The 25834-nt window shown below is 67.2% G+C and carries 31 protein-coding genes, 1 pseudogene and 1 riboswitch; of the genes and pseudogenes, 15 read left to right on the top strand and 17 right to left on the bottom strand.

The features are described from left to right. Nucleotides 1-2: 2 nt before the first annotated feature. The gene (locus tag V9K84_RS09170; RefSeq protein WP_088515080.1) at nucleotides 3-1196 is read right to left on the bottom strand and encodes an MFS transporter; all 1194 of its coding nucleotides are present in this window, start codon (nucleotides 1194-1196) and stop codon (nucleotides 3-5) included. A 114-nt stretch (nucleotides 1197-1310) separates the two neighbouring features. Between V9K84_RS09170 and V9K84_RS09165 the strand changes: the two genes are divergently transcribed. Beyond that, nucleotides 1311-2198, top strand: coding sequence for a LysR family transcriptional regulator (locus tag V9K84_RS09165; RefSeq protein ID WP_088515079.1), 888 nt, complete (start codon nucleotides 1311-1313; stop codon nucleotides 2196-2198). Nucleotides 2199-2276: 78 nt separating this feature from the next. On the opposite strand, the gene V9K84_RS09160 is transcribed toward V9K84_RS09165, so the two are convergent. From V9K84_RS09160 to alkB, 8 genes are all read right to left on the bottom strand, one after another. Further along, complete coding sequence (locus V9K84_RS09160) at nucleotides 2277-3197, bottom strand: DUF72 domain-containing protein (protein ID WP_078481219.1); 921 nt, start codon at nucleotides 3195-3197, stop codon at nucleotides 2277-2279. Then, nucleotides 3194-3853 carry a glycosyltransferase gene (locus V9K84_RS09155; protein WP_043860031.1) on the bottom strand — a complete coding sequence of 220 codons (660 nt, stop codon included), beginning with the start codon at nucleotides 3851-3853 and terminating at the stop codon, nucleotides 3194-3196. Before V9K84_RS09155 ends, V9K84_RS09160 begins: the two co-directional genes overlap by 4 nt. Next, nucleotides 3850-4449 (bottom strand): class I SAM-dependent methyltransferase, encoded by a 600-nt coding sequence (locus tag V9K84_RS09150; RefSeq protein WP_054914437.1) that lies wholly within the window; start codon nucleotides 4447-4449, stop codon nucleotides 3850-3852. The genes V9K84_RS09155 and V9K84_RS09150 overlap by 4 nt, the downstream gene beginning before the upstream one ends. An 11-nt stretch (nucleotides 4450-4460) precedes the next feature. Further along, complete coding sequence (locus V9K84_RS09145) at nucleotides 4461-5222, bottom strand: PIG-L family deacetylase (RefSeq protein WP_088515078.1); 762 nt, start codon at nucleotides 5220-5222, stop codon at nucleotides 4461-4463. Further along, nucleotides 5219-6262: a hypothetical protein gene (locus V9K84_RS09140; protein WP_054914439.1), complete on the bottom strand. Its 1044-nt coding sequence runs from the start codon at nucleotides 6260-6262 to the stop codon at nucleotides 5219-5221. Before V9K84_RS09140 ends, V9K84_RS09145 begins: the two co-directional genes overlap by 4 nt. Continuing rightward, nucleotides 6259-6522 (bottom strand): hypothetical protein, encoded by a 264-nt coding sequence (locus tag V9K84_RS09135; RefSeq protein WP_054914648.1) that lies wholly within the window; start codon nucleotides 6520-6522, stop codon nucleotides 6259-6261. Before V9K84_RS09135 ends, V9K84_RS09140 begins: the two co-directional genes overlap by 4 nt. 5 nt (nucleotides 6523-6527) lie before the next feature. Then, nucleotides 6528-9035, bottom strand: coding sequence for a DNA ligase D (gene ligD / locus V9K84_RS09130; RefSeq protein ID WP_088515077.1), 2508 nt, complete (start codon nucleotides 9033-9035; stop codon nucleotides 6528-6530). 61 nt (nucleotides 9036-9096) lie between these two features. Then, on the bottom strand, nucleotides 9097-9762 hold the full coding sequence (gene alkB, locus V9K84_RS09125) for a DNA oxidative demethylase AlkB (RefSeq protein ID WP_054914441.1): 666 nt from the start codon (nucleotides 9760-9762) through the stop codon (nucleotides 9097-9099). A 111-nt stretch (nucleotides 9763-9873) separates the two neighbouring features. On the opposite strand from alkB, the gene V9K84_RS09120 reads away from it, so the two are divergent. From V9K84_RS09120 to V9K84_RS09065, 12 genes and pseudogenes are all read left to right on the top strand, one after another. After that, nucleotides 9874-10275, top strand: a complete 402-nt coding sequence (locus V9K84_RS09120; RefSeq protein WP_054914649.1) for a hypothetical protein — start codon at nucleotides 9874-9876, stop codon at nucleotides 10273-10275. Between the two features lie 145 nt (nucleotides 10276-10420). Continuing rightward, on the top strand, nucleotides 10421-11257 hold the full coding sequence (locus V9K84_RS09115; RefSeq protein ID WP_088515076.1) for an urease accessory protein UreD: 837 nt from the start codon (nucleotides 10421-10423) through the stop codon (nucleotides 11255-11257). Nucleotides 11258-11268: 11 nt separating this feature from the next. Further along, complete coding sequence (locus tag V9K84_RS09110; RefSeq protein ID WP_043859641.1) at nucleotides 11269-11571, top strand: urease subunit gamma; 303 nt, start codon at nucleotides 11269-11271, stop codon at nucleotides 11569-11571. A gap of 18 nt (nucleotides 11572-11589) precedes the next feature. Next, entirely contained in the window at nucleotides 11590-11907 is a 318-nt protein-coding gene (locus tag V9K84_RS09105; protein ID WP_054914443.1) for an urease subunit beta, read from the top strand. Then, on the top strand, nucleotides 11904-13607 hold the full coding sequence (gene ureC / locus V9K84_RS09100) for an urease subunit alpha (protein ID WP_088515075.1): 1704 nt from the start codon (nucleotides 11904-11906) through the stop codon (nucleotides 13605-13607). Before V9K84_RS09105 ends, ureC begins: the two co-directional genes overlap by 4 nt. Nucleotides 13608-13616: 9 nt before the next feature. Beyond that, nucleotides 13617-14102: an urease accessory protein UreE gene (ureE, locus tag V9K84_RS09095; RefSeq protein WP_043859638.1), complete on the top strand. Its 486-nt coding sequence runs from the start codon at nucleotides 13617-13619 to the stop codon at nucleotides 14100-14102. A 20-nt stretch (nucleotides 14103-14122) separates the two neighbouring features. Beyond that, nucleotides 14123-14668: a HupE/UreJ family protein gene (locus tag V9K84_RS09090; RefSeq protein WP_058540237.1), complete on the top strand. Its 546-nt coding sequence runs from the start codon at nucleotides 14123-14125 to the stop codon at nucleotides 14666-14668. After that, nucleotides 14668-15342, top strand: a complete 675-nt coding sequence (locus tag V9K84_RS09085; RefSeq protein WP_054914445.1) for an urease accessory protein UreF — start codon at nucleotides 14668-14670, stop codon at nucleotides 15340-15342. The genes V9K84_RS09090 and V9K84_RS09085 overlap by 1 nt, the downstream gene beginning before the upstream one ends. Before the next feature lie 10 nt (nucleotides 15343-15352). Next, on the top strand, nucleotides 15353-15979 hold the full coding sequence (ureG, locus tag V9K84_RS09080) for an urease accessory protein UreG (protein WP_058540236.1): 627 nt from the start codon (nucleotides 15353-15355) through the stop codon (nucleotides 15977-15979). A gap of 109 nt (nucleotides 15980-16088) precedes the next feature. Continuing rightward, nucleotides 16089-16204: riboswitch (TPP riboswitch) on the top strand. Between the two features lie 32 nt (nucleotides 16205-16236). Then, nucleotides 16237-16887, top strand: a complete 651-nt coding sequence (locus V9K84_RS09075; RefSeq protein WP_088515074.1) for a TenA family protein — start codon at nucleotides 16237-16239, stop codon at nucleotides 16885-16887. Nucleotides 16888-16890: 3 nt separating this feature from the next. Further along, nucleotides 16891-17550 carry a TenA family protein gene (locus V9K84_RS09070; protein ID WP_088515073.1) on the top strand — a complete coding sequence of 220 codons (660 nt, stop codon included), beginning with the start codon at nucleotides 16891-16893 and terminating at the stop codon, nucleotides 17548-17550. 5 nt (nucleotides 17551-17555) lie between these two features. Then, nucleotides 17556-17693: pseudogene (locus tag V9K84_RS09065) on the top strand (hypothetical protein); the annotation flags it as partial. A gap of 43 nt (nucleotides 17694-17736) precedes the next feature. Here V9K84_RS09065 and V9K84_RS09060 read toward each other — a convergent pair. The 3 genes from V9K84_RS09060 to V9K84_RS09050 form a co-directional block, all read right to left on the bottom strand. Further along, on the bottom strand, nucleotides 17737-18084 hold the full coding sequence (locus V9K84_RS09060; RefSeq protein ID WP_088515071.1) for a ribosomal protein L7/L12: 348 nt from the start codon (nucleotides 18082-18084) through the stop codon (nucleotides 17737-17739). 116 nt (nucleotides 18085-18200) lie between these two features. Continuing rightward, nucleotides 18201-18629, bottom strand: a complete 429-nt coding sequence (locus tag V9K84_RS09055) for a RidA family protein (RefSeq protein WP_088515070.1) — start codon at nucleotides 18627-18629, stop codon at nucleotides 18201-18203. An 88-nt stretch (nucleotides 18630-18717) separates the two neighbouring features. Then, on the bottom strand, nucleotides 18718-19263 hold the full coding sequence (locus tag V9K84_RS09050) for a hypothetical protein (protein ID WP_088515069.1): 546 nt from the start codon (nucleotides 19261-19263) through the stop codon (nucleotides 18718-18720). 154 nt (nucleotides 19264-19417) lie between these two features. Between V9K84_RS09050 and V9K84_RS09045 the strand changes: the two genes are divergently transcribed. Both V9K84_RS09045 and V9K84_RS09040 read left to right on the top strand, forming a co-directional pair. Continuing rightward, nucleotides 19418-20224: a hypothetical protein gene (locus tag V9K84_RS09045; RefSeq protein ID WP_088515068.1), complete on the top strand. Its 807-nt coding sequence runs from the start codon at nucleotides 19418-19420 to the stop codon at nucleotides 20222-20224. A 133-nt stretch (nucleotides 20225-20357) separates the two neighbouring features. Next, nucleotides 20358-21203: a tyrosine-type recombinase/integrase gene (locus tag V9K84_RS09040; protein ID WP_235593661.1), complete on the top strand. Its 846-nt coding sequence runs from the start codon at nucleotides 20358-20360 to the stop codon at nucleotides 21201-21203. On the opposite strand, the gene V9K84_RS09035 is transcribed toward V9K84_RS09040, so the two are convergent. The 5 genes from V9K84_RS09035 to V9K84_RS09015 all read right to left on the bottom strand — a co-directional run bounded on the left by V9K84_RS09035 (nucleotide 21200) and on the right by V9K84_RS09015 (nucleotide 25800). Further along, on the bottom strand, nucleotides 21200-21712 hold the full coding sequence (locus tag V9K84_RS09035; protein WP_054914451.1) for a FecR domain-containing protein: 513 nt from the start codon (nucleotides 21710-21712) through the stop codon (nucleotides 21200-21202). The two genes, V9K84_RS09040 and V9K84_RS09035, sit on opposite strands and share 4 nt — an antisense overlap. 144 nt (nucleotides 21713-21856) lie before the next feature. After that, nucleotides 21857-22204, bottom strand: coding sequence for a hypothetical protein (locus tag V9K84_RS09030; protein WP_043860591.1), 348 nt, complete (start codon nucleotides 22202-22204; stop codon nucleotides 21857-21859). 79 nt (nucleotides 22205-22283) lie between these two features. Next, nucleotides 22284-23477, bottom strand: a complete 1194-nt coding sequence (locus V9K84_RS09025) for a hypothetical protein (RefSeq protein WP_088515066.1) — start codon at nucleotides 23475-23477, stop codon at nucleotides 22284-22286. An 81-nt stretch (nucleotides 23478-23558) separates the two neighbouring features. Continuing rightward, entirely contained in the window at nucleotides 23559-24026 is a 468-nt protein-coding gene (locus tag V9K84_RS09020; protein ID WP_043860593.1) for a VOC family protein, read from the bottom strand. Between the two features lie 157 nt (nucleotides 24027-24183). Next, complete coding sequence (locus V9K84_RS09015; RefSeq protein ID WP_058540227.1) at nucleotides 24184-25800, bottom strand: NADP-dependent glyceraldehyde-3-phosphate dehydrogenase; 1617 nt, start codon at nucleotides 25798-25800, stop codon at nucleotides 24184-24186. Nucleotides 25801-25834 lie beyond the last annotated feature (34 nt).

The following is a 25834-nucleotide window of genomic DNA, read 5'->3' as shown; positions in this document are numbered from 1 at the left end:
ACTCACTCCACAGGTTGAACAAACACGGCCCGGGCGCCCGGCAGGCGCAGCACCCAGGGCAAGGGCAGCAAGGTCAGCGCGGCGCCCAGCGCCAGCACTTGCGCGTAGGCTGTAGGCCCCGGCAATCGCCAGTCGAGCACTGCGCCGAGCAACGCCACCCCGAAAAAGAAACTCAACTGCCGGTTCAGGCTCCACAACGCACTGGCCGCGCCCATGGCCGCCTCGGGGATCGCCACGAACGCCGCCGTCTGCGCGGTGCTGCTGCACAGGCTGCTGCCCAGGCCCAGCAACGCATACAGCAGCACCAGCCAACCGGAGTGGGCGACCAGCCAGGGGCTGGCCAACGCCAGCACCGCCAGGCTTTGAATGCCCATGCCGGCCAGCAGCAGCGGGCGTGGGCCCAGTGCGTTGAAGCGCCACCGGCTCAGGGCGATTGCCGCCAGCGCACCGGCGGCCCACGGCAGCATCAGCCCGCCGGTGGCAGTGGCGCTCAGGCCCAGCGTGCCTTGCAGGTACAGCGCCGCCACCAGGTTGATCCCCATGAACACGCCCGGTACGCACAGGTAGATGAGCATGGCGGTGTGCAGCAGTGGCTGGCGCAACAGGCGCAGGTCCAGGGCCGGCCGTGCGCTGGGCTGGGGCCGACCGCCGGGCAGCCAGGCCAGCACCAGCGCGGCGCACGCCAGGGTGGGCGCAAGCAGGGCGAAGAACACCCAGCGCCAGTCGCCCTGGTCGGCCATCAGCCCGCCCAGCGCCGGCGACAGCGCCGGCACCAGCAGGGCCACCATCATCACCCGCGAGGTGAGGCCGGCGCGCTCGCTGGCGGGGCAGGCGCGGTAGGCCAGCGCCTGGCCCACCGGGATCAGCAGGCCGCCACCCAGGCCCTGCAGCAGGCGCCAGCCGATCAGTGCCTCGATGCTCCGGGCCGAGCCTGCCAGGGCACAGCCCAGGCCGAACAGGGCCAGCGACAGCAGCAGAGTGGCGCGCTCGCCGATGCGCTGCGCCAGCCCGTTACCCAGCGGGATGATCAGGGTCAGGCCGAGCATGTAGGCGTTGCCGACCCAGCCCAGCTGCGTGACCGAGGCGCCGAGCTGGCGCTGCAGGGCGGGGTAGGCGCTGTTGAGCACGAACAGGTTGAGCAGGTCGAGGGCAAAACCCATCAGGAAGATCAGGCTGACTTTGCTGCGAAAAGGCATGACGGGGCGCCGCTGGAGAACGATGGGCGCAGTGTAGGGCGGTGCTGATGATTGAATAAGCCCCGCAATACTGCCAGATTGGTCGAATTATTTTGACAATCAAGGGGCCTTTGCATGGTCAGCCTGGACCGTTTCGAGCTGTTTTGCGCCGTGGTGGAGGCGGGGTCGTTCACGGCGGCGGCCACACGCCTGTGCCAGACCCGCGCCGCGGTCAGCTTCGGTATCAAGCAGCTGGAGGCGCAGCTGGGCGTGACCCTGCTGATCCGCACCACGCGCCGGGTGGCGTTGACCGATGCCGGCGAGGGCTTCTACCGTCAGTGCCTGCTGGTGCTGGAGCAGGCGCGGCTGGCCATCGAGCAGGCGCGTGCCGAGCATGGCGGGTTGCAGGGCAGCCTGCGGGTCACCTCCACGGTGGAGTACGGTTTGCGCGTGGTGGCGCCGGCCTTGCAGCTGTTCATGCGCGAGCACCCGTTGCTCAACGTGCGGCTGGAAACCCACACCAGCCACGCGGACCTGGTGCAGGAGCGCTTCGACGTGGCCATCCGGTTAGGGCAGGCGCAGGATTCAGGCTACCGCGGGGTGTGCCTGGAGACCTATGCAGTGCACCTGGTGATGGCGCCGGGCGTGGGCGTGCCGGGGGCGACCCTTGCCCAGGTGAACGCCTTGCCCAGGCTGGTGCATGGGCGTTTCGAGCGCCAGGCCGGTTGGGCGTTGCTCGATCAGAGGGGGGAGGCGGCGGTGTACGAGCCTTCGGGCCGGGCGGTGATGGTGGCAGACAATGCTTCGATCCTGCGCTCGTTCGCCTTGCAGGGGCTGGGCGTGGCGCTGCTGCCGGCCTGGTTGATCGAGGACGACCTGCGTACCGGGCGCCTGCTGGATGCATTGCCGGGGTATCGCTTTGCCGAGCAGAGCGTGTACGCGCTTTACCCGGCCAGCAACCACGTGCCGCGCAAGGTGCGGGCCTGGATCGATTTTCTCAAGGGGTATGTGAACGGCATGTAGGCGCCGGCGTTGCCGGCGAAGGGGCGCGCTGCGTTGGCCGGTGTTTCGCGGTGTCCGGTTCGCCAGCCAGGCGGGCTCCTACAGCGCAGCACCCGGTGTCGCTTCCAGGCCCTTGTCCAGCTTCAGCAGCTCCAGCAACCGTCTGGCGTCATAGGGCGCGCGCACCTTGATGTCGTTGTCGAAGTAGCAGTACACATCGCGATGCGCCGCCTTCGGCGCCGCACTCGCCGCATCGATCAAGCGCGCATCCCCAGGCTGCGCCCCGCGTTTCCACGCCTGGATACGCTTTTGCCAGCCGCGCAAGGCCGCCTGCGAATAACCGCTGCTGTACAGCGCCACATCCCCATGCAGGCGCATGTACACGAAGTCGCTGGTCAGGTCCTCCACATGCGGCCACTTCTTCGCCGTGTCGGCCACCACCAGCGCTACCCGGTACTTGCGCAGCAACGCCACGAACGCCGGGTCCAGAAAGCTCTCGTGACGCACCTCCACTGCATGGCGCACCACCTGCCGGTCGGCGCCCTCCAGGTAACCCGCACGCTGCATCCGCTCGGCACACTGCGCGGCCAGGGCCTTGGCCTGCTTGCCGGTGTGCGGCAGGCGCGCCAGAAACGCATCGAACAACCCCTCGTCAAAACGCATGTTCGGCGGGAACTGCCACAAGGTCGGCCCCAGCTTGCTGCCCAGCGACAGGGGGCCGGAGGCATAGAAGTTGGCCAGCGGTTCGTCGATCTCGCGCAGGCGCTTCACGTGGGTGATGAAGCGCGGCGCCTTGACGCTGAACACGAAGCCTGGCGGCGTTTCGGCCGCCCAGCCGGCGAAACGCTCGGGACGTTGCAGCGCGTAGAAGGTGCCGTTGATCTCGATGCTGTTGACCGCCCGCGAGGCGAAGTGCAGCTCGTCCTTCTGGCGCAGGCCCTCGGGGTAGAAGTCGCCCCGCCACGGCACATAGCGCCAGCCCGAGATGCCGATGTGCACCTGCGCCGCGCCACGGCTCACGGGGTAGCCGCCAGGGTGGTGAGGAAGTCGCCGAAGCCGCCCCGCGCCCGGCAGTCGCCACGGCTGCTGGTGGACACGCTGTTGCGTGCCGTCCACACGATGCGCGCGCCGCTCAGCTCAAGGTCGCTGATCAGTTGCACGTCTTCGTCTAGCGGCACGGGCCGGAACCCGCCGACCCGCTGGTAGGCCCTGGCGCAGATGCCCAGGTTGGCGCCATGGATGTGCCGGTGGTCCTCGCGGGCCTGGTAGTGGGCCAGGTAACGCGCCTGCAACGCCGCATCCTGGTGCGCCTGCCATTGCTCCACGTGCACCGTGCCGCACACGGCGTCGGCGGCGCAGTCCAGCTGGCACACCAGCCAGTCGGCCGGCACGCAGCTGTCGGCGTCGGTGCAGGCCAGCCAGCGCGCGCCGCGCTCGAGCATCCAGCTGGCGCCGGCACGCCGGGCGTAGCCCACGTTGCGCGCAGTGACCTGCAGGGTGTGCACGCCGTGCGCCAGGGCAATGGCTTGGCTGGCATCGCTGCACTGGTCGAGCACCACCACGATCTCTACGCGCTCGCCAAGGGCCTCGGCCTGCGCCGCCGCCTGCCCGAGGGCGCGCAGGCAGGCCGGCAGGTACTGTTCTTCGTTATGCGCGGGGACGATCACGCCGATCATAGGCAAGGCTCCTGCAGGTCAATGGCACACGGCTGGCAACACCAGTATTCGAGCAGGAAGTCGGCTTCTTCGTGGCGCACGGCGCGGTACAGCGGCAGGCGCTGATCGAGCAGGGCGTGTACCTGGCGGCCATCCTGCGGGCAGCCGTCGATGGGGTGCAGCCAGTGGCAGGCCAACAGCGCGCCGCCAGGGCTCAGGCTGGCCACGGCCTGTTCGATCACCTGCAGCCACTGCGCGGGGTCGAGGTAGTAGCCGATCTCGCTGAGCACGATCAGGTCGAACTCACCCCCCGGCCAGTCGCCGGGCAGGTGGCCCTGGCTCACACTGGCCTGGGGGCAGGCTGCCAGGCGCCGGCGCGCAAGCTCCACGGCAGTGGCATTGAGGTCCTGGCACAGCAGGGCCTCGGTGCGCTCGGCCAGCGCTGCACTGAGCTCGCCGTTGGCGCAGGCGGGCTCGAAGATGCGCGTGTAGTACTGGCGCGGCAGGCAGGCCAGGGTCAGGTCGCGCTTGCGCTTCTCGTACCAGCGGGTCCGAAAGGCCCAGGGGTCTTCATCGTGCTCGAACAGCTGTTCGAAATACTGCGGCGATACGCTCATGGAAACACCCGTCATAGAAACAGCAGTTCGAAAGGTTGCAGAAGGCGTTGCAGGGTGGTCTGGCTCAACACCGGTGGCTGCTCGCCATCGGCATGGAGCTGGCTGGCATGCGCGGCGATGGCGGCGCGCTTGCGCGCAAGTTGCTGCGGGCTGAGCGCCAGCTTGCGCGCACGGCGCCACGGCAGGCGCGGGTCGTCCGGCCGGGCCCAGTGCCAGGCCCAGATCGGCACCTCGATCAGTTGCGCGCCCACGGTCTGCGCCGCCTGTGCGCTGGCACGGCCCACGGCCTCGTGGTCGCAGTGGCCGTCCAGGCGCCAGGTGCTCAGCACCCGGTCGTCGGGGCGCAGGCAACGCACCAGCGCATGGGCCAGCTGCGCTTCGTGCGCGGCCACGCCACTGTCGGCCAGGTGCAGGCGCTGCCAGGCCACCCGGTCGACGTCCAGCCCCAGCGCGGCCAGGGCTGCGCGGCTTTCCAGGGGGCGCTGCACGCGCAGGCGCTCGCCTGGCCAGGCGAGCGAGCCGGGGTGGCTGCCTTCGCCATCGGTCACCGACACCAGCAGCAACGCCTGCTCACGGCCGCAGAAGGTCGACAGCAGGCCACCGCAACCGAGCACCTCGTCATCCGGGTGGGGCGCCACCACCACCAGGCGCGCACCGGGGGGCAGCAGCTCATCGGCCTGCACCGTGGCGACCTGGGCCAGGGCGCTGGACGCCTGCCACAGCGACAATGGCGTGCCACTGCCGGCTGCCTTGATCGGGTTGTCGACGCTCATAGCTGCCACCCGCCGGCTTCACGCCCGGCCAGTTGCCGGCCCAGTTCGGCCAGGTCGCGCTCGGCGTGGCTCTGGCGCAGGAACACCGGCAGGTCGGCGCTGAGCCGGGCGAAGTGGCTGTTGCGGCAGAACGGGGTGGCACCCAGGGCGCGGCCCACGTGGGTCAGCACCAGGGTGGCGGCGTATTCGACCTGGGCGCGCACACGGCGTACGGCGAACTGGGCATCGGCCTGGGGCTGTGCGTCGATCTGTGCGGCGCACTCGCGCAGGGCTGCAGCGGCGCCGCACAGGGCAGCGTCCACCGCGCCCAGGTGGGCGTCGGCGTGGGGGTCGGGGCGTGGCTGGCGACAGTGTTCGCGCAGGTAGTCGGCCAGGGCCTCGGCGGCGCCGTACCAGCAGGCGGCGATGCCGGCGCCGCCGTGCCAGAAGCCGGGGCGACTGAGGTACTGGCCAGGGCCACCCACCAGGTGCGCCGGGGTGTGTTCCAGTTCCAGCTCGACGCTGGCGGTAATGCCCATGCCCACCGCCTGCCAGCCGTCTGCCACCCGGTGCAGACCCGTCTCGGCAAGGTCCAGCGCCACCAGTTGCGGCTGTTCGTCTTCGTCCCAGGCGGTGAGCAGGCCGTGGTCGATCTGCAGCGCGCCGGAGCACCAGGCCTTGCGCCCCTGCAGGTACACCCGCTGGTTGTCGCGAGCCACGATGCGCACCCGTGCGCTGGGCGGCTCGGCCGCCCATACGCCCCAGATCCCGTTGCCGGCCAGGTGCGCCCCGGCGCATTCGGCGAGTATCGCCAGGGCATCGGTATGCCCTTCATACAGCTTGGCCAGGGCCAGGTCGGCGCCGGCCACCCGTGCCAGGGTCTGCCAGCGCTGCAGCGTCTGGCCCTGGCCGGGCAACGGCAGGCGTTCCAGGCCGGCTGCCTGCAGGGCCTGCATCAGTTCGAGCAGCTGGCTGTCCAGGTTCAGCGGTTGCGGGCGCTCGGCGAACTGGCGCAGCAGGGTGTCCAGGCGGCCCAGGTCGAAGGTTTGAACAATGCTCATGAGGCGGACTCCTTGGGGCACGCAGCGTGGGTCGAGGTATTCTTTTTCAGGCCGCGCAGGTTCATGGCGCACAGGCAGAACTGCAGCACGATCAATGCCCAGGCCTCGGTCTGCCAGCCCCACACCACCCACAGCAGGTTGCTGGCCATGAAGCAGCAGAAGCCGATGCGCCGCCGACGCGGCTGACGCGAGCCGATCCACCAGGCTGCCACCAGGGTGAGCAGCATGGCCGGCCACTGCAGCAGGTCGATCCAGTCCAGGCCCTTCACGCCACGCCCATGCGCTTGCGCAGCGCCACGGTGAGCGACTGGCGGGTCTTGTCGTAGTCGGCCCAGGGGTCGTCGCCATTGGCCAGGCGCTCGCCCAGGTTGTGCAGGTTCCACTGGTTGGCGCCCTTGAGTTCGGTGAGCTCTTCGCGGCGGATCGGTACCGACACCGGCAGCCCTTCGCGGGCGCGCAGCGAATAGGCGCACACGGTAGTGGCGCCACGGGCATTGCGCAGGTAGTCGATGAAGATGCGCCCCACGCGGTTCTTAGGCCCCGAAACGGCGGACAGCCGGTCGGGGAACAACCCGGCCATGTGGGTGACGATGGCATGGCTGAACGCCTTGACCTCGTCCCAGCCGGCACGCCGGGTCAGCGGCACCACCACGTGCATGCCCTTGCCGCCACTGGTTTTCAGAAACGCCTGCAGGCCCAGTTCGTCGAGCAGTGCCAGGGTCAGCTGGGTCGCTTCGACCATGGCCTTCCAGGGCAATGCCGGGTCGGGGTCGAGGTCGAGCACGAAACGGTCGGGTTTGTCGAAGTCCCTGGCGGTGGCGTTCCAGGTGTGCAGTTCCAGGGTGTTCATCTGTACCGCGCCCAGCAGGGTGTCGGCGCGGTCGATGATCATCACTGCCTGGCCGGCCTCGGCCTTGTCGTGACTCTCCAGGCCCGGGATGTTCAGCTGGGCGGCGTTCTTCTGGAAGAACAGCTCACCGCTCAGGCCCTCCGGTGCGCGCACCAGCGCCACGGGGCGACGCTTGAGGTGCGGCAGGATCCATTCGGCGACCTGGGCGTAGTACTCGGCCACCTGGCGTTTGTCGGTGCCGCTGCTGGCATCGATCACCCGGTCGGGGTGGGTGATGCGCAGGGTGTTGTCGGAGGCTTTGCGGGTAGGCGCTTTCACGGGTTTCTCCAGGCCGATGGCGCGGGCCGGCTTGTCTTCGCGCAGGCCATGGAACACCGAATGGCGTACCACCCCTTCGCGGGTCATCTGGGCGTAGGCCACCTCGGCCAGCAGCTGTGGCCTGAGCCAGTGCACGCCGCGGGCTTCGGCGCCGGTGGGTGGGTGGGCGACCGCGGGCTTTTTCACCTCGAGCGGGGTGAGGCGCTGGAGCAGGCTCTGCAGGGTGGCGGTATTGAAGCCGGTGCCGACCTTGCCGGCGTAGCGCAGCTGGCCGCTGTCGGCGTCGTGCACCCCCAGCAGCAGGGCGCCGAACGCGGCGCGGCTGCCCTTGGGTTCGGTGAAGCCGACGATCACGAATTCCTGGCGCTGCTTGCACTTGAGCTTGATCCAGTCGTGACTGCGCCGCGATACATAGAGGCTGTCGGCACGTTTGCCGATCAGGCCCTCCATCTGCATCTGGCAGGCGCTGGCCAGAAGGGACTCGGGGGCTTCGTCGAAGTCGGCACTCAAACGCAGGCGTTGTTCGTCGGCCGGTTCAAGCACGGCCGCCAGGGCGGCGCGCCGCTCCTGCAACGGGCATTGGCGCAGGTCCATGCCATTGAGGTAGGGCAGGTCGAACAGGTAGTAGACGATGTTGGCATCGGTGTCGCTGTCGAAGGCGTTCTGCAGGGCCTGGAAGTCGGCGATACCCTCGGCGTTGGCCACCACCACTTCGCCATCCAGCCAGGCCGAGCTCAGCCCCAGGCCGGCCAGGGCCTTGGCCTGCAGCGGCATGCGCGCGGTCCAGTCGTGGCCGTTGCGGGTGAACAGGCGCACGTCGTCGCCGTCGATGCGCGCCAGGATGCGGTAGCCGTCGAACTTGACCTCGTAGCGCCAGTCGCCTTGTGGCGGGGTTTCCACCAGGGTGGCCAGTTGCGGCGTGAGGGCGGCGGGCAGGGTGGCCTTCCTGGCCGCACTCAGTGTGCCGGCCCTGGCTGGGCGGCGAAGCGGGGGGGCGGCCTTGGGCTTGTCCTTGTCCTTGTCTTTGCCCTTGCCCCTGGTGCGGGGGATCAGGCTGCGCTCGCTGAGCACGCTGTCGGGCTGGGCCTGCAGCACGTCGTAGTCGGCCTCGGCGCGGGCAGCCTCGTCGTCGGACTTGACCAGCATCCACTGTTCCTTCTTGCCGCCAAGGCGGGTGCGAAACAGATGCCAGGTGCCGTTCAGCTTTTCGCCCTGCAGGCGAAAACGCAGCTTGCCGCTGGCATAGGCCTGGGCCGGGTCGCCCTCGGGCAGCCACACGCCGCGGTCCCACACGATCACTTCGCCCGCACCGTAATGGCCTGCGGGGATGCTGCCCTCGAAGCTGGCGTAGTCCAGCGGGTGGTCTTCGACGTGGACGGCCAGGCGCTTGACCTTCGGGTCCAGTGACGGGCCCTTGGGGATGGCCCAGCTCTTGAGGGTGCCGTTCAGCTCCAGGCGAAAGTCGTAATGCAGGTGGCTGGCGTCGTGCTTCTGGATGCAGAACTGCAACGCCTGCGCGCGCGCACCGCGGCGGGCCTTGCCGGCCGGCTCCGGGGTGGCGTCGAAGTTGCGCTTGCGCTGGTATTCCTGCAGTGGCTTGGCCATTGCCGTGCTCCATCGTTCATACAAACCCTATGAAGTGGGAGGGGCGCAGACCGGCGGGAGTTCAATCGGGTTGACCGGCCTTGCGCAGGGTCAGGTTGATGCGGCGGGCGCCCAGCAGTGGGTGCTCGCCGTCCTTGAGCGGGTTGACCCCGTGAAAGCGCAGGCGATCCTCGCCGCCCCAGACCATCACGTCGCCGTGCTGTAGGCCGACCTTGCGGGTGGGTTCGCTGCGGGTGTGCCCGCCGAACAGGAACACCGCCGGCAGGCCCAGCGAGATCGACACGATGGGCTGGCTGAAGTCGCGTTCGTTGCGGTCCTGGTGCAGGGTCAGGCGGTTGCCGGGCTGGTAGTGGTTGATCAGGCAGGCGTCGGGCCTGAAATGGGCGAAGCCGGCGGCCTCTGCAGCGGCAGCGGCCAGCTCGGCGAGCAGCGTGGGCAGGGCAGGCCAGGGCTTGCCGGTGAGCGGGTCGAAGGGGCTGTAGCGGTAGCCCAGGCGGTCGCTGACCCAGCCCAGTGGCCCACAATTGGTGACCGCCACTTCGATGGTGCGCCCGCCGGGGGTGAGCTGGTTGCGAAACGGTGCGGCGCGCAGCACCGTGCGCAGGGCCGGCAGCAGGGGCTCGACGAGGTCCAGGGCAAAGCCTGGCAGCAGCAGCGTCTGCTTGCCGATCCATTCGGGGGCGCCGAGGGCGGGTGGGCCGAACAGGTCGAGTTCGGGTTGTTTCATGCAAGGATCTCCAGTGACGCCTTCGCCGGCAACGCCAGCGCCTGCACGCGACGCAAACCGGGCAGGAGCCGGCGTTGCCGGCGAAGGGGCCGGTGACTATGCTTGGGCCTCATGGAGCCCATCATACCGCTGCGCCAACCCTGCCCACCCGGTGCCTGCATCTGCGAGCGCGAACGCCTGCTCGAAACGCCGGGCGCCGACCTGCGCATTCTGCGCCTGACCCGCCAGGAAGAAAACCGCCTGCTCCAACGCCTGGAAAACCTGCAGAGCCTGCCCGACCTCGAACACCTGCAGCGCCGCCTGTTCGATCAGCTCGGCATCCAGGTGCACATCGCCCCCGGCCCCAATGAAGTGCGCACCATGCGCGGTATTCGTATCGAGGTCGAGGGCCCGCCAGGGTTGTGCCGCAAGACCCGCCAGAGCATACCGGCGGCCATCCGCCGCGCCCTCGAAAAACGTCCCGAGATCGCCTACCGGCTGCTCGACGCTCATGACCTGTTTGGCCAGCAGTAACCATCGCAGGGCGTTTCCTACGCCGTGACCACGCCAATGCACAACATTGGCTCGCAACCTGCATTGCCCCAGGCATCGATAGCTGATCGATTGGTCAGACACCGGCCTTGCCGTGTCGCCACTCCATTGCCCAGGGCCGCCGTGCATGACGCTAGCTCAACGATTTATCCCCGCGCCGGTTGATCCGGCCGGCTGGAACGCCGAACTGAACCTGCGCTTCGTCGCAGGTCAGGGGCGGACCCGAATTGGTGCACGCCAGCATTTCGGCCCACTTCTGGTGCAACGCCCGTTCTACCCCGAAGGCGACCCCTGCCATGTGTATGTGCTGCACCCCCCGGGCGGGGTGGTGGGGGGTGATCGCCTGGCCCTGAACCTGCACCTGGAGCCGGGCAGCCATGCGCTGCTGACCATGCCCGGCGCCACCAAGTTCTACCGCAGTGCCGGGCCCACCTCGGTGCTGCGCCAGCGCTTTCACCTGGCCGAGGGCAGCATCCTGGAGTGGTTGCCCCAGGACAGCATCTGCTTCCCCGGCGCGCGGGTATCGCTGCACAGCCATTTCAGCCTGGCCCCCGGCGCGCGCCTGCTGGCCTGGGAAACCCTGTGCCTGGGCCGCCCGGTAATGGGCGAGGCCTTCAGCCATGGCGCCGTGGACAGCCGGCTGCAGGTGGACATGCCCGACGACCCCGGCCTGCACGAGCGCCTGCGCCTGCAGGGTGGGCACCTGCACAAGCTGGGCGGCCACCCGCTGCTGGCCACCTTCTGCGCCGCCCCGGCCAACGAGCAACTGCTTGAACAGGTGCGCGAACTGATCCACCCGCTGCCGGTGCCCGCCGGCGCCACGCTGCTTGGCCAGCTGCTGGTGGTGCGCCTGCTCGACCACGACAACCAACGCCTGCAATCCACCCTGCAGCGGCTGTGGCGCGCCCTGCGACCAACCGTCGTCGGCTTGCCGCCATGCCCGCCGCGCATCTGGGCCACTTGAGAGACCGCACCATGGAGCTGACCCCGAGAGAGAAAGACAAACTGCTGCTGTTCACCGCCGCGTTGCTCGCCGAGCGCCGCCTGGCCCGTGGGCTGAAGCTCAACTACCCCGAGGCGGTGGCGCTGATCAGTGCCAGCGTGATGGAAGGTGCCCGCGACGGGCGCACGGTGGCCGAGCTGATGAGCCTGGGCCGCGAAGTGCTCGGGCGTGACCAGGTGATGGAAGGTGTCAGCGAGATGATCCACGACGTGCAGGTGGAAGCGACCTTTCCCGACGGGACCAAGCTGGTCACCGTCCACGACCCTATCGTCTGACCTGCCCAGGAGCAGCCCATGATTCCCGGAGAAATCCAGGTCGCCGACGGCGACATCGAACTCAACGCCGGTCGCGCCACGATCAGCGTCAGCGTGGCCAACCATGGCGACCGGCCGATCCAGGTCGGCTCGCACTATCACTTCTACGAGGTCAACGCCTTTCTGGTGTTCGAGCGCGAGGCCACCCGCGGCTTTCGCCTGGACATCGCCGCCGGCACTGCCGTGCGCTTCGAACCGGGCCAGGCGCGCACCGTCAACCTGGTGGCCTATGCCGGCAAGCGCGAGGTGTACGGTTTCCAGGGCCGGGTGATGGGCAAGCTGGAGGCCGTGGCATGAGCCGTATTTCCCGGCGTGCCTATGCCGACATGTTCGGCCCCACCGTGGGCGACCGTGTGCGCCTGGCCGACACCGAGCTGTGGGTGGAGGTCGAGCAGGACTTCACGGTCTACGGTGAAGAGGTCAAGTTCGGCGGCGGCAAGGTGATCCGCGACGGCATGGGCCAGGGCCAGATGCTGGCCGCCGAGGCCATGGACCTGGTGCTGACCAACGCCCTGATCATCGACCACTGGGGCATCGTCAAGGCCGATATCGGTGTGAAGAACGGGCGCATCTTCGGCATCGGCAAGGCCGGCAACCCCGACGTGCAGCCCGGCGTGACCCTGGCGGTGGGGCCGGGCACCGAGGTGATCGCCGCCGAGGGCAAGATCGTCACCGCCGGCGGCATCGACTCGCACATTCATTTCATCTGCCCGCAGCAGGTCGACGAGGCGCTGGTGTCGGGCATCACCACCTTCATCGGCGGCGGCACCGGGCCGGCCACCGGCACCAACGCCACCACCTGCACCTCGGGCACCTGGTACCTGGCGCGCATGCTCCAGGCCGCCGACGAACTGCCGATCAACATCGGCCTGCTGGGCAAGGGCAATGCCTCGCAACCCCAGGCCCTGCGCGAGCAGATCGAGGCCGGGGCGGTGGGGCTCAAACTGCACGAAGACTGGGGCTCGACCCCGGCGGCCATCGACTGTTGCCTGGGCGTGGCCGAGGCGATGGACGTGCAGGTGGCGCTGCACAGCGACACCCTCAACGAGAGCGGCTGCATCGAAGACACCCTGGCCGCCATCGGCGACCGCACCATTCACACCTTCCATACCGAAGGCGCGGGCGGCGGGCATGCGCCGGACATCATCCGTGCGGCGGGCTACGCCAACGTGCTGCCGTCCTCCACCAACCCGACCCTGCCGTACACCGTCAACACCGTGGACGAGCACCTGGACATGCTGATGGTGTGCCACCACCTGGACACCAGCATCCCCGAGGACGTGGCCTTCGCCGAGTCGCGCATCCGCCGCGAGACGATTGCCGCCGAAGACATCCTGCACGACATCGGCGCGTTCTCGATGACCTCGTCAGACTCCCAGGCCATGGGCCGGGTGGGCGAGGTGGTGCTGCGCACCTGGCAGGTGGCGCACCAGATGAAACTGCGCCGCGGCCCGTTGGCGCCTGACACCGCGCGCAGCGACAACTTCCGGGTCAAGCGCTACATCGCCAAGTACACCATCAACCCGGCGCTGACCCATGGCATTGCCCATGAAGTCGGTTCGCTGGAGGCCGGCAAGCTGGCCGACCTGGTGCTGTGGTCGCCGGCGTTCTTCGGGGTCAAGCCCGCACTGGTGGTCAAGGGCGGGATGATCGTGATGGCGCCGATGGGCGACATCAACGGCTCGATCCCCACGCCGCAGCCGGTGCACTACCGGCCGATGTTCGGCGCCCTGGGCCAGGCGCGCAACGCCACGCGCATGACGTTCCTGTCCCAGGCCGCGGTGGAGCGTGGCGTTCACCATGAACTGCGCCTGCGCAGCCTGATCGGCGTGGCCCGGGGCTGTCGCACGGTGCGCAAGGCCGACATGCTGCACAACGGGCTGATGCCCACCATCGAAGTGGATTCACAAACCTATGAGGTACGCGCCGACGGCGAGCTGCTGGTGTGCGAGCCGGCCAGCGTGCTGCCGATGGCGCAGCGTTATTTTCTGTTTTGAGGAGCGAGCATGATCCTGTTGACGCAACGCCTGAACCAGGCCGCACACATCGGCGCCACTGCCACCCTGAGCCTGGATACGCGCATCAAGAGCCGCGTGCGCATCACCCTGGATGACGGGCGCGAGGCCGGGCTGATGCTCGAACGCGGCCAGCTGATTCGCGGCGGCGAGCTGCTGGCCGACGCCCAGGGGCGTGAGGTGATTCGCGTGCTGGCGGCGCCGGAGCAGGTTTCGACGGTGCGCTGCGCCGACCCGCTGGCGCTGGCCCGCGCCGCCTATCACCTGGGCAATCGGCATGTGCCGTTGCAGATCGAGCGCGATTTCGTGCGGTACCAGCACGACCATGTGCTGGACGACATGGTGCGTGGCTTCGGCCTTGAGGTGACGGTGGAGCAGGCGCCGTTCGAGCCCGAGGCCGGCGCCTACCAGAGCGCGCCGCACAGCCACAGCCATAACGATCACCCCTTTGTTCGCGTGCCTGGCCACGCCCACTGATTTCGACATGGAGTTGCACGATGAAAAAGACCCTCGCGTTTGCCTTGCTGCTGATCGCCGTCCCTGCGTTCGCCCACCCCGGCCACGACAGCAACCCCTTGCAGGACGGGTTGCTGCACCCGCTCACCGGGCTTGACCACCTGCTGATGCTGCTGGGCACCGGGGTGCTGGCCGCCCTGACCGGGCGCACCCTGGCGCTGCCGCTGGCCACGCTGGCGGCGATGTTCGGCGGCGCGCTGATGGGCCATCTGTTCGGGGGCGTGATCGGCATGGAGAGCATGATCATCGGCTCGCTGCTGGTGGCCGCCGCGGCGCTGCTGCTGCCCAGCCGCCAGGTGCTGCTGGCGCTGGTCATGCCGGTGTTCGCGCTGTTTCACGGCTGGGCGCACGGCGTCGAAGCCAGCCCGGGCGCGTTCTGGGTGTTCAGCGCAGGCTTTGTCGCGGTCAGCGGTCTGTTGCTGCTGGCAGGCTATGGCGCGGGGCGCCTGTTGCGCCGTCACCCTGGGCTGCAAAAGGCCTGTGGCGGCGGCCTGCTGGCCGGTGCCGCCCTGGTGCTGGCCGGCTGATGAGCGCCAACCTGCAGTTGCTGCGCCTGCTGCAACTGGTCAGCGCCAACCTGCCGGTGGGGGGCTTCACCTATTCCCAGGGGTTGGAGTGGGCGGTGGAGGCGGGCTGGGTGACGGGGGCCGACGGCTTTGGCGCCTGGCAGCGCGAGCAGTTGCACGACACCCTCGGCCACCTCGACTGGCCGCTGCTGCAACGGCTGTACAGCGCGTGCCGCGCGCAAGATGCCGATGCGTTCGCCCACTGGAGCAGCTTTTTGCTGGCCAACCGCGAAACCGCCGAGCTGCGCCTGGAGGAACGCCAGCGTGGCAAGGCCCTGGCGCGCCTGCTCGATGGCTGGCAGCTGTGTCAGGCGCCGGCCTGGCGCAGCAGCGTCGAGCTGAGCCAGCTGGGCGGCATGGCCTGGCTGGCCGTGCACTGGCAGATCCCGCTGCGTGAGCTGGCCCTGGGGCATGGCTTTGCCTGGCTGGAAGGGGCGGTGATGGCCGGGGTCAAGCTGGTGCCGTTCGGTCAGCAGGCAGCCCAGACCCTGCTGCGCGAGTTGTGCGAGGAGCTGCCTGCGGTACTGGAGTGGGCGCTGGACGTACCTGATGAACACCTGGGCGGCGGCCTGCCGTTGCTGGCGATTGCCTCTGCCCGCCATGAAACCCAATACACCCGATTGTTCCGATCCTGAGGAAACTGCCATGCAAAGCTACCAGCAACCCCTGCGCGTCGGTGTCGGCGGCCCGGTCGGCTCCGGCAAGACCGCGCTGCTCGAAGCGCTGTGCAAGGCCATGCGCGATGACTACCAGATCGCCGTGGTCACCAACGACATCTACACCAAGGAAGACCAGCGCATCCTTACCGAAGCCGGCGCGCTCGAACCCGAGCGCATCGTCGGCGTGGAGACCGGCGGCTGCCCGCATACCGCGATCCGTGAAGATGCCTCGATGAACCTGGCGGCGGTGGAGGATCTGGCGCGCAAGTTCGGCAACCTGGAAGTGATCTTCGTCGAGAGTGGCGGTGACAACCTGAGTGCCACCTTCAGCCCGGAGCTGGCCGACCTGACGATCTACGTGATCGACGTGGCCGAGGGCGAGAAGATCCCGCGCAAGGGCGGGCCGGGGATCACCAAGTCGGATTTTCTGGTGATCAACAAGATCGACCTGGCGCCCTATGTGGGCGCGTCGCTGGAGGTCATGGAAAAGGACACCCGGCGCATGCGGCCCGAGCGGCCGTGGACGTTCAGCAACCTGAAGACGGGGCAGGGCTTGCAGGCGGTGATCGGGTTCATTGTCGAGCGGGGGATGCTCAGGCCGCGTCTGGGTTGAAGGCTTCGCCGGCAACGCCGGCTCCTACGGGCCCTGCGCTGACTGTAGGAGCCGGCCTTGCCGGCGAAGCGGCCAGGCTGGACACTTCAAGCCCACGGTTGTATACAGTGTGCGCACCAAGGGGAGCCCCGGCAACGGGCTGAGAAACCGCTGGCATCTGCAGCGCGGTGACCCTTCGAACCTGATCCGGATCATGCCGGCGAAGGGATGGGATCTAGCGCCTGCCTTCTTTGCCGGTCTCACTGCGAGGCCGCTCCATGACTGCCCCACGTTTCACCGAACACCTGCGCAAACAAAGCGAACCCACCTGGTCGGCCGCCGTCGGCCACCGTTTCGTCACCCAGCTGTGCGACGGCAGCCTGCCGGACCCGGTGATGGTGCGTTACCTGGTGCAGGACCATCGCTTCATCGACAGCTTCCTGACCCTGCTCGGCGCGGCCATTGCCACCGCCGACACCTTCGATGCGCGCCTGCGCCTGGCGCGTTTCGCCGGCATGATCGCCAGCGATGAAAACACCTATTTCCTGCGCGCCTTTGAGGCACTGGGCATGAGCGAGGCGCAACGCACCGCGCCGGCCGACACACAGCCCACGGCCGGCTTCAAGGCGATCATGCGCCAGGCGGCGGCCACCCGATCCTATGCGGCGGTGCTGGCGGTGCTCAACGTGGCCGAGGGCCTGTACCTGGACTGGGCGCTCAAGGCGCCTAGGCCGCTGCCGGAAAACTTCGTGCACGCCGAGTGGATCACCTTGCACGACAACCCGGCCTTCGCCGACTTCGTTGCGTTCCTGGGCGCCGAACTCGACCGTGTGGGCCCGCAGGAAGAGGCGCTGAGCACTGATTTCTTCTTGCGTGCCGTGGCGCTGGAGCTTGAGTTTTTCGATGCCGTGTACCCACAGGGGGAGTGAACGATGGATATTTTCGACCGTTTGAAAGCTGCTGCACCGACCGAGTGGGCCCGTTACGTGGACCACAGCTTCGTGCGCCAGATGGGCCAGGGCAGCTTGGCCGAAACGGCGTTTCGTACCTACCTGGTGCAGGACTACCTGTTCCTGATCCAGTTCGCGCGGGCCTGGGCGCTGGCCGCGTACAAGAGCCGCCGGCCTTCGGACATCCGTGCCGCCCAGGCGGGGCTAGCGGCGATTCTGGACGAGACCGACCTGCATGTACGCCTGTGCGCGCGCTGGGGCTTGTCCAAGGCTGACATCGAGGCAGCGCCGGAGCACCAGGCCACCGTGGCCTATACGCGCTTCGTGCTCGATTGCGGCGCGGCGGGCGACTTGCTGGACCTGCATGTGGCGCTGTCGCCCTGTGTGATCGGCTACGCCGAGATCGGCCGGGCGCTGAGCCCCGACGGGGTGGCGGCGCTGGGTGATCATCCGTACCGCGAGTGGATTGGCGAGTATGCCGGGGAGGGGTATCAGGGCGTGGCTGCTGCAGCGCGCCTGCACCTGGACGAGCTGGCGGCGCGCAGCATGACCGAGCAGCGCTTCACCGAGCTGGTGGCGATTTTTGCCCAGGCATCGCGGCTGGAGGCGGATTTCTGGCAGATGGGGTTGGCGGCGCGGTAGACGTGCTCAGCGAGCTGCCTGAAAAAAGCGGCGAGGGCCACCCAATGCTGTTGGTGGTGGCCTCGCGGGAGGCCGACAAGTCACCCGCCGCACTCAAGCGCTCGGGCAAGTCGACGCTCATCGCCGAGGCCGGTATCTACCCCGCGATGTGTTCCTCAATACCGCAGGAGCGTTGCCTGGCCGCCATCAACCGGGCGGCCTGATGCTTACGGATGCACCTGCCCCTTCAAGCTTCAATTTGTAGTTTTGCGCCTGCTCCTCGGTCAGCCCTTGTGCGAAAACCACGGGTGCATTGTCCACCGTCTGAGTCGCCTCTCCCATCGACATGCCATTCAGCGCTCGAAGCGCCTTGACCACTGGGATTTTTTTTGATGGATCAACTTTATGCAAGCCGACCGAATATCCAGCTGCACCGGTTGCATTCTGGCCAGGCGTTTGCGTGCTGGTGCTCGGGGTACCGAACTGCTTTTCATTGTCTTTGATCAATTCGTTCAATTCTTCAACTGTGTTTTTTTCGATATCGTCTCTGATCATTTTTCCTCTCCCGAAGTGCAGCGTACATACCACTGCGTGCCTTAAACCATAGCGCCACACGCACCACCGGACTACTGATAGAAATGACAGGTTCTTGGAGCTTGTTTCATTTGCCGTCAGCTCATAGCGGGCAAGGCCGCCACGGCATCGACTTCGATCTGCATGCCGTCCAGTGCCAGGCGCGGCACGGGTATCAGGGTGCAGGTCGGTTTGCTGAGCTGGCCCCAGGCGGCGTTGGCAGCCGCCACCCACAGCGCCAGCCTGGCTTCGCTATGGTCCACGATCAGCAGGGTCAGCTTGAATACATCGGCCAGGCTCGCACCTCTTGATTCCAGCGCGGTGCGCAGGTTGAGCAGCGCCTGGCTCGCCTGTTCGGCAAAGTCGGGCGACAGCGTACCGGCAGGGTCTTCACCCCCCTGGCCGGCGATGTACAGCAGCTTGGCGGCGGTGCTGACCTCGGCCACGTGTGAATAGGCATTGGCGCTGGGGTCGTACAGGCCTTCGGGGTTGGACAATGCAAATACGGCGGGTTGGCTGGTGCTCATGGGGCGACTCCACTCAAGGGAGGCGCAAGGGTAAAACCTCAAGTTAGGTTGAGGTCAAGCACCTGTTTTCAAGGGCGCCGCACGTTCTTCAGTAGTGTTTGAGAAATAGGCGCTGCGAAGGCACCGGCCCCTTGATCAGTCGGATCAGGTCGCTGGCCTGCAAGGTGAACGGCTTCGAATAGTAGTAGCCCACAAAGAAGCCGGACGCCTTCATGGTGCATGGCAGTACCGGCTTTCTTGCCAGCATGTCGAGGGCCGCTGCGTCGCTCAGGTCGCGGTACTGGTCTTTTTTCTGAAAGCTCAGTTTCGAGGTGAACAGGCCATCACGGGGCGGTCGGTCATCGCGTTCGATCTCACCGATCAGCGAATACGTCATGCGGTAGTCATAGGCGAGGTTCTCATCCTCGGTGATCGAGCATTCGATGCGCGTGCCCAACTGGCTGGTCTTGCCCCGGAAGGCGTCGAGCACATCCACATCTGCCGCGAAGGTCAGGGTGTACACACTGTGGTTGCTGTCGAGCTGCTTTTGCAGGGAAATCGGTTCGACCGTGGCCTTGGCGCGCGGGATGAACAGTGAACAGGCACTGAGCTGGGCAGCCAGCAGGCCAAGTACGATCAGTGGAAGCAGGCGCATGTGTCATCCATGGGGGCGGGAGGGCGCCTTGATACACCAGTTGGTCACGCTGCGCCAGCGGTTCACGAGGCATCGCGCGAAGCGCCGTGACACTTGCCGCAGAGTGCCTGCTAGGGCATCCTGCGCGCCCGCCACACTCATGGAAGAAGGGCGCATGCCTGTGTTTCACCGCTTCGCCCTTGGCTTCACGCTGGCCGCCGGTGCACTGTTGAGCAGTGGCTGCGTCAAGGACCACGGCATCGACCCGGTGCCCCTGCGCTTTCTGTCGTTCAGCGACAACCCGTATCGCTACGACCTGCGTTTTCAGGCCGACGAAGACCTGCTCAGCCTGTTCGAACGCCACACCGGCAATGGCCAGATCAGCGAGCGGCTGGTGTGCGCGCTGGACGGCGACGAGAACTTCGACCTCGAGCACGTCATCACCTACAACCTGTCCGGCTCGCCCGAGTTCGAAAGCCTCGCGCCCGATGGCAGCTTCAACTACCTGGCGCAGGTGAGCTTCGACAAGACCCTGCCGAGCCGCTCCAGCAGCACTGAACTGACCCGCGAAACCATCCAGCGCCTGCTCGAGAACAGAACCACAATCCCGTGCAAGCTGTACATCACCGCGTTCCCGTATCACGCGTACTTTTCACTGGTGATGCGCATCCCGGTTTCGGTGCTGCTGGCCGAAGTGAACAAGCACGACTACAGCCCGTACATAGCCCCTTTTGTGTGGGCCGCGCCGACACTGGACGACGCCACGCCGCTGGCACCCTTCGCCAGGCAGGTCGAGGCGCCGCTCTACAGTGCACGTCTGCCCATCACCGACAGCGAAACCGGCAGGCCACTGCCACGCGTGGCCTACGTGATCCAGCGCAAGGACGGGTATCTGGAATACGGCACCAGCGATGCCGAGGGCTACACCCACGAGGTGATCTCGCTGACCCGGGAAACCATCAAGCTTTACCTGGTGGACTAGGGGTATCATCCCCGGCTGAATTTGCCCTACTGCGCTAGAGGAACCCCACGGTTTGCCTGATTCACTGCACGCATCGCTCCACAACCCCCTGCTGCAATACCTCGCCCGACTGGCCCCGTCGAGCCAGTTGACCATGAAGTACATCCTGCAGGACGCCGCCGACCGTCTGGACTTCGAGGACATCGACATCAAGGAGGTGCCCTGGCACTTGCTCGAACCGGGGCATGTCACTGCGCTGGTGGCGGCGTTGCGCGCCGACGGCTATGCGCCCAACACCACGTCGCTGTACGTCAACGCGATTCGCGGGGTGATGAACGAAGCCTGGCGCCTGGGCCTGATCAGCCAGGACCAGCTGCTGCGCATGCGCACGGTCAAGGCCGCCCAGGGCACTCGCCTGCCGGTGGGGCGCAACCTCAAGCGCACGCTGATCCGCGAACTGATGGAGGCCTGCGCTGCCGACCCGCGCCCGCAGGGGCTGCGCGACGCGGCGGTGATCGCCTTGCTGTACGGCACCGGCATGCGCAAGAGCGAGTCGGTCAACCTCGACCTCAGGCAGATCGACTTTGCCGAGCGCAGCCTGCAGGTGCTCGGCAAGGGCAACAAGCAGCTGATCAAGTACGCCCCGGTGTGGGCCTTCGACAAGCTCAATGCCTGGCTGGAGTTTCGCCGCTCGCAGCTGCCCGAGGGCCAGGCCGACGATACCTTCCTGTTCAACCGCATCCGCCGCGGCAGCCATATCACCCGCGAGCGCATCACCAAGCACGCGATCTACTACATCGCCCGCCAACGCGGAACCCAGGTGGGCGTGAAGATCATGCCCCACGATTTTCGCCGTTCGTTCATCACCCGGGTGATCGAGGAGCACGACCTGTCGATAGCGCAGAAGCTGGCGCATCACAGCAACATCCAGACCACGGCCAACTACGACATGCGCGACGACAACGAGCGGCGCCGCGCGGTGGACCGCTTCGACTGCTAGCTGCCGGCGGGCCAGGCCCGGGTGTTGATTCGGCTGGGCCGGGCTGGCCATTGCCAGCTGCTGCCGGCACGGCGCAGCCATAGCCCGCTGCCGCTGGGCAGCAGGCTGGGGGTGCCCAGCCGTGGCAGAACCTGTACGTCAGCCGCGTAGGCGTTGACCTGGGAGCCCCTGTGCAGATGATCGACACTGAACGTCCCGGAGTGTGCGCGGACTTCACCGCTCGGGGTTTCGACGATCAGCGGGCGCGGGTCGCTGCTGGCCTGCACCAGCACTTCGCCGTCGTGCAGCACCAGGCGTCGTTGCTGCGCGGTGAAGCGGATGTCCACATGGGTGGCGTGGTTGAGCGCAAGCTGGCTGCCATCGCTCAATTGCAGCAGGCGTGTCTGGGCCGGCCCGGTGCGTTCATCGGCCATCAATTGGCGCCATGGCACGATGTTCTGCGCCAGGTAGGCGCTGCCAAGGATTGCCAACAGGCAAGCGCCAAGGCGTTTCAGGCGAGGGTCAGACACGGGGAGCCCCAGGTGGAAGAGGCTGGGGATGATAGGGGCAGCAGGGGCGGCACTCAAGCGGTTGCAGTGCTTGGGCCTTCGCCGGCAAGGCCGGCTCCTACAGGGCGTGTATCGCCGGTAGGAGCCAGCTTGCGGGCGCAGCGGTCAGCTGCCAGCCGGGCCGCTGACACCGCCGCTGTTGTTGCTTTCGGAGCCTTCGTGGCCATTTCTCTCGGAGCCGGTGCCCTCGGGCATCTGCCCACGGGTGTCATCGGTGTTCATGCCGCCCTGGCGGCCGTCGTCGTTGCCCTGGGTACGTGGGTCGGTGCCGTTGGGCATCGACGGCTCGTTGGACGGGGCCGGTACATCCACCCCGGCCCCAGGAAGGGTGGAGTTGGGCACGCCGTTGCCGGGGGCAGGGTTGGTCGGGCCGGTACCTGCGGCCAGGGCCACGGTGGCCTGGGCGCCCAGCAGCGCGGCGAACAGCAGAGCGGTGATCGGGGTGCGGGTCATGGTCGAACTCCTTTCATGTGGGCTACCTGACATTGGTCCGTCGTCATGCGCCGAGGGTGCGGCGTGAGCGACGGACGGTCTAGTCGCGACCCCGCATGAAGAAGCCCGCCACGTACTTGCGGAAGGTGTCCAGGCCTTTGAAATCAGCAAAGCGCCTGAAGTTTTCCGTTTCGGGCTCCGGGCCCAGCGGCTGTTCGGTCAGCGACACGGACAGCACCCTGTCCTGGTCGGAGCTGAGCACCAGTTCGTCCATCACCCGACCGCCGATCACCGGCCGGCGCATCACCACCTTCACACCCTTGCCGGCCATCCAGTCGATCAGCGAGACGAGCATCTTCAGCGGTTCGCGCTCTTCGTCGCGGTACACCGGGAACAGGTGAGCGCGCGACAGCACCGGCACGCTGGCCACATGGATCAGTTCGTAGAAGTGGCTGCCGGCGGTGGCGGGGGAATAGATGGCCAGCGCCAGCAGCGGGCCGGGGGTGCGGCTACCGCCCCACAGCAGGTGGTGGCCCTGGAAGTCGAACCCGTCTTCGCTGCGTTCGGTGAGCACCTTGCGCGCCTTGATCTGGCTGACGCAGTCCAGCAGCAGGCCATGGCGCCGATGTGTGCCGAACACCGTGGCGTCGCGCAGACGTGCCTTGAGCATCATCATGTGCTTCATGTCCAGGCTGGTTTCCAGGTAGTTGCTGGCGGGCACGCGGTCGATCAGCGGGTAGCGGGTGGCGACGCTGCGCAGCTCGGCGAACTGGGCAGTCAGGTCCTTTTTGAGGTGGGTGGCATAGACGTTCAGGCCGCTGGCTTCGATCAGGGTCAGCAGCAGCGAGAGCAGGCGATGCTGTTCGCGCCTGTCGCCGCTGCCGTTGCCGTCGCCACTGCCGGCAGCGGCACGCTGGAAATCGCCGATCAGGCGCAACGGCGCGTCCGGTGCCAGCCAGGCCGCCGGCGGGGTGTCGGCCTCGTTGTGGCTGGCGTCGGTGTCGCGTTCGTCCTTGGTGAAGGCACAGCCCGGCGCATGTTCGGCGGTGCCGGGGTTGTTCTTGAGAAACAGCGTGCCGGTGCTGCCGTTGAGGTTGACGTTGAGTACCGGCATGCTTTTGGGCTGGCAGTCGCAGGCCAGCCACTGCCCGGCGGCGCGTACCTTCATCAGCAACTGGTTGGCCTGCAGCAGCCGCGGGCCCTCCAGGGCGCCCAGCACGAACCCGCGCAGCAGTTCCTCTTCGGCGGGGGTAAGGGTGCGCACCAGCGCGGCGTTTTTCTCGATGATTCGCATGGACGATCCTGGCCAGCCTTCCTGTGCCTGCCACCTTAATTCAAAGCCCTGCACGCGACCATCGTCGCGTGCAGGTGGCGTTCATTGCGGGCTGAACATTTTTGCCGCGCGGGCGCGGATTTCCTCGACCGACACGTCTTCGACGTGGGTGGCGACGAACCAGAGGTTGCCGAACGGGTCCTTGAGGGTGCCGCTGCGGTCGCCGTAGAACTGGTTCTGCACGGCGTTGACCTGGGTGGCGCCGGCCTTCAGCGCCTGGGCGAAGGTAGCGTCGACATCTTCGACGTACAGGTGCAGGCCGATGGCGCTGCCCTGCAGGGATTGGCTGCTGGTGAGCCCGCCGGCCTGGTCGCAGGGGTCGGCCAGCATCAGCGAGGAATCGCCGATTTTCAGCTCGGCATGGCCGATACGGCCATCGGGGGCGTCGAGGCGGAACATTTCGGTGGCGCCAAAGGCGGCCTTGTAGAAGTCGATGGCCCTGGCAGCGTCCTTGATGCCCAGGTAGGGGGTGATGCTGTGCTGACCGTCGGGGATGGGTTGGGTGGCCATTTTTTCCTCCATTGGTACGCAGAATCGGGTTGTGGGTGCCGGCCTCTTGGCCGGCAAGGCCGGCTCCTGCCCGAAACTCTGTAGGAGCCGGCCTTGCCGGCGAAGCTGTTCAAGCCGACGCGAACCCTATGCTTGTACCGTTTTGCCCACCACGCAATCAGAAGATGTAGTCAGTCGTCAGGAAACTCGACTCGCGGTTGCGGATGATCTGGCTGATCAACTGCTTGTTGGCCTCCTGGAACTTGGTGGCCACCAGGGTGCGGATCGAGAACACGCGCAATGCGTCATGCACCGACAGGGTGCCTTCGGCCGAGTTCTTGCGCCCGTTGAAGGGGTAGGTGTCCGGCCCGCGCTGGCACTGGGCGTTGAGGTTGATGCGCCCGACCTGGTTGGCGAAGGTGTCGACCAGCCGGCCCACGGTGGCCGAATCGGTGCCGAAAATGCTCAACTGCTGACCGAAATCCGAATCCAGCACGTAGTCGATCACTGTCTGCAGGTCGCGGTAGGGCACCACCGGGATCACCGGCCCGAACTGCTCTTCGTGGTACACGCGCATCTGCGGGTTCACCGGGTACAGCAGCGCCGGGTAGAAGAACGAACCGCGGCTCTGGCCGCCGCCCTGGTTGATCACCCTGGCACCGTGGGCTACTGCATCGGTTACCAGGCCGCCCAGGTAGTCGACCTTGCCTGCTTCGGGCAACGGGGTCAGGCTGACGCCCGGGTCCCATGGCATGCCGGGCTTGAGGTCGGCCAGCTTGCGCTGGAACTTGTCGAGAAAGGCGTCCACCACCTGCTCGTGCACGAACAGGATCTTCAGCGCCGTGCAGCGCTGGCCGTTGAACGAGAGGGCGCCGGTGACCGCCTCGTTGACCGCGTTGTCCAGGTCTACCTCGGGCAGCACGATGCCCGGGTTCTTGGCGTCCAGCCCCAGCGCGGCGCGCAGGCGGTGCGGGCGCGGGTGAAGCTTCTTCAGGTCGCTGGCGGCCTTGTTGGTGCCGATGAAGGCGAACACGTCGACCTTGCCGCTGGCCATCAGCGCGCTGACGGTCTCGCGGCCACGCCCGTAGATGACATTGATCACCCCGGCCGGGAAGCTGTCGCGAAACGCCTCCAGCAACGGGCGAATCAGCAGCACGCCGAACTTGGCCGGCTTGAACACCACGGTGTTGCCCATGATCAGCGCCGGGATCAAGGTGGTGAAGGTCTCGTTGAGCGGGTAGTTGTAGGGGCCCATGCACAGCGCCACGCCCAGGGGCGCGCGGCGGATCTGGCCGAGGGTGTCCTGCTCCAGTTCGAAGCGACTGGAGCGCCGGTCGAGTTCCTTGAGGGCGCCGATGGTCTCGACGATGTAGTCGCAGGTGCGGTCGAACTCCTTCTCGGAGTCCTTGAGGTTCTTGCCGATCTCCCACATCAGCCACTTGACCACCACCGCGCGCTGCTCGCGCATGCGGGCCAGGAACGCCTCGACATGCTGGATGCGCTCGGCCACGCGCATGTTCGGCCACACGCCGCGGCCCTTGTCGTAGGCACGCACGGCGGCGTCCAGGGCGGTGAGGGCGGTATCGGCGTCCAGCAGCGGGGCGCTGCCGAGTATCACCTGCTGCTCACCGTCGTCGGTCTTGAGCCACACCGGGCTGCGCACCGTGGCCAGCGGGCCTTCCCAGCGGTGCAGCTGCCCATCCACCAGGTAGTCGCGCTGCTCGAGCGGGTCGCCCAGGCGATAGGCCTCGGGAATATCCGTGGCAGCGGGAAACAGCGAGTCCAGACGATCCATGACGCAATACCTCTTTTCCATGGTGAATGAAACG

The organism is Pseudomonas sp. AE27, assembly GCF_037113495.1.
GTDB lineage: Bacteria > Pseudomonadota > Gammaproteobacteria > Pseudomonadales > Pseudomonadaceae > Aquipseudomonas > Aquipseudomonas palmensis.
Note: the sequence above shows the minus strand (reverse complement) of the source record. Positions and strands in the feature narration are given on the sequence as shown.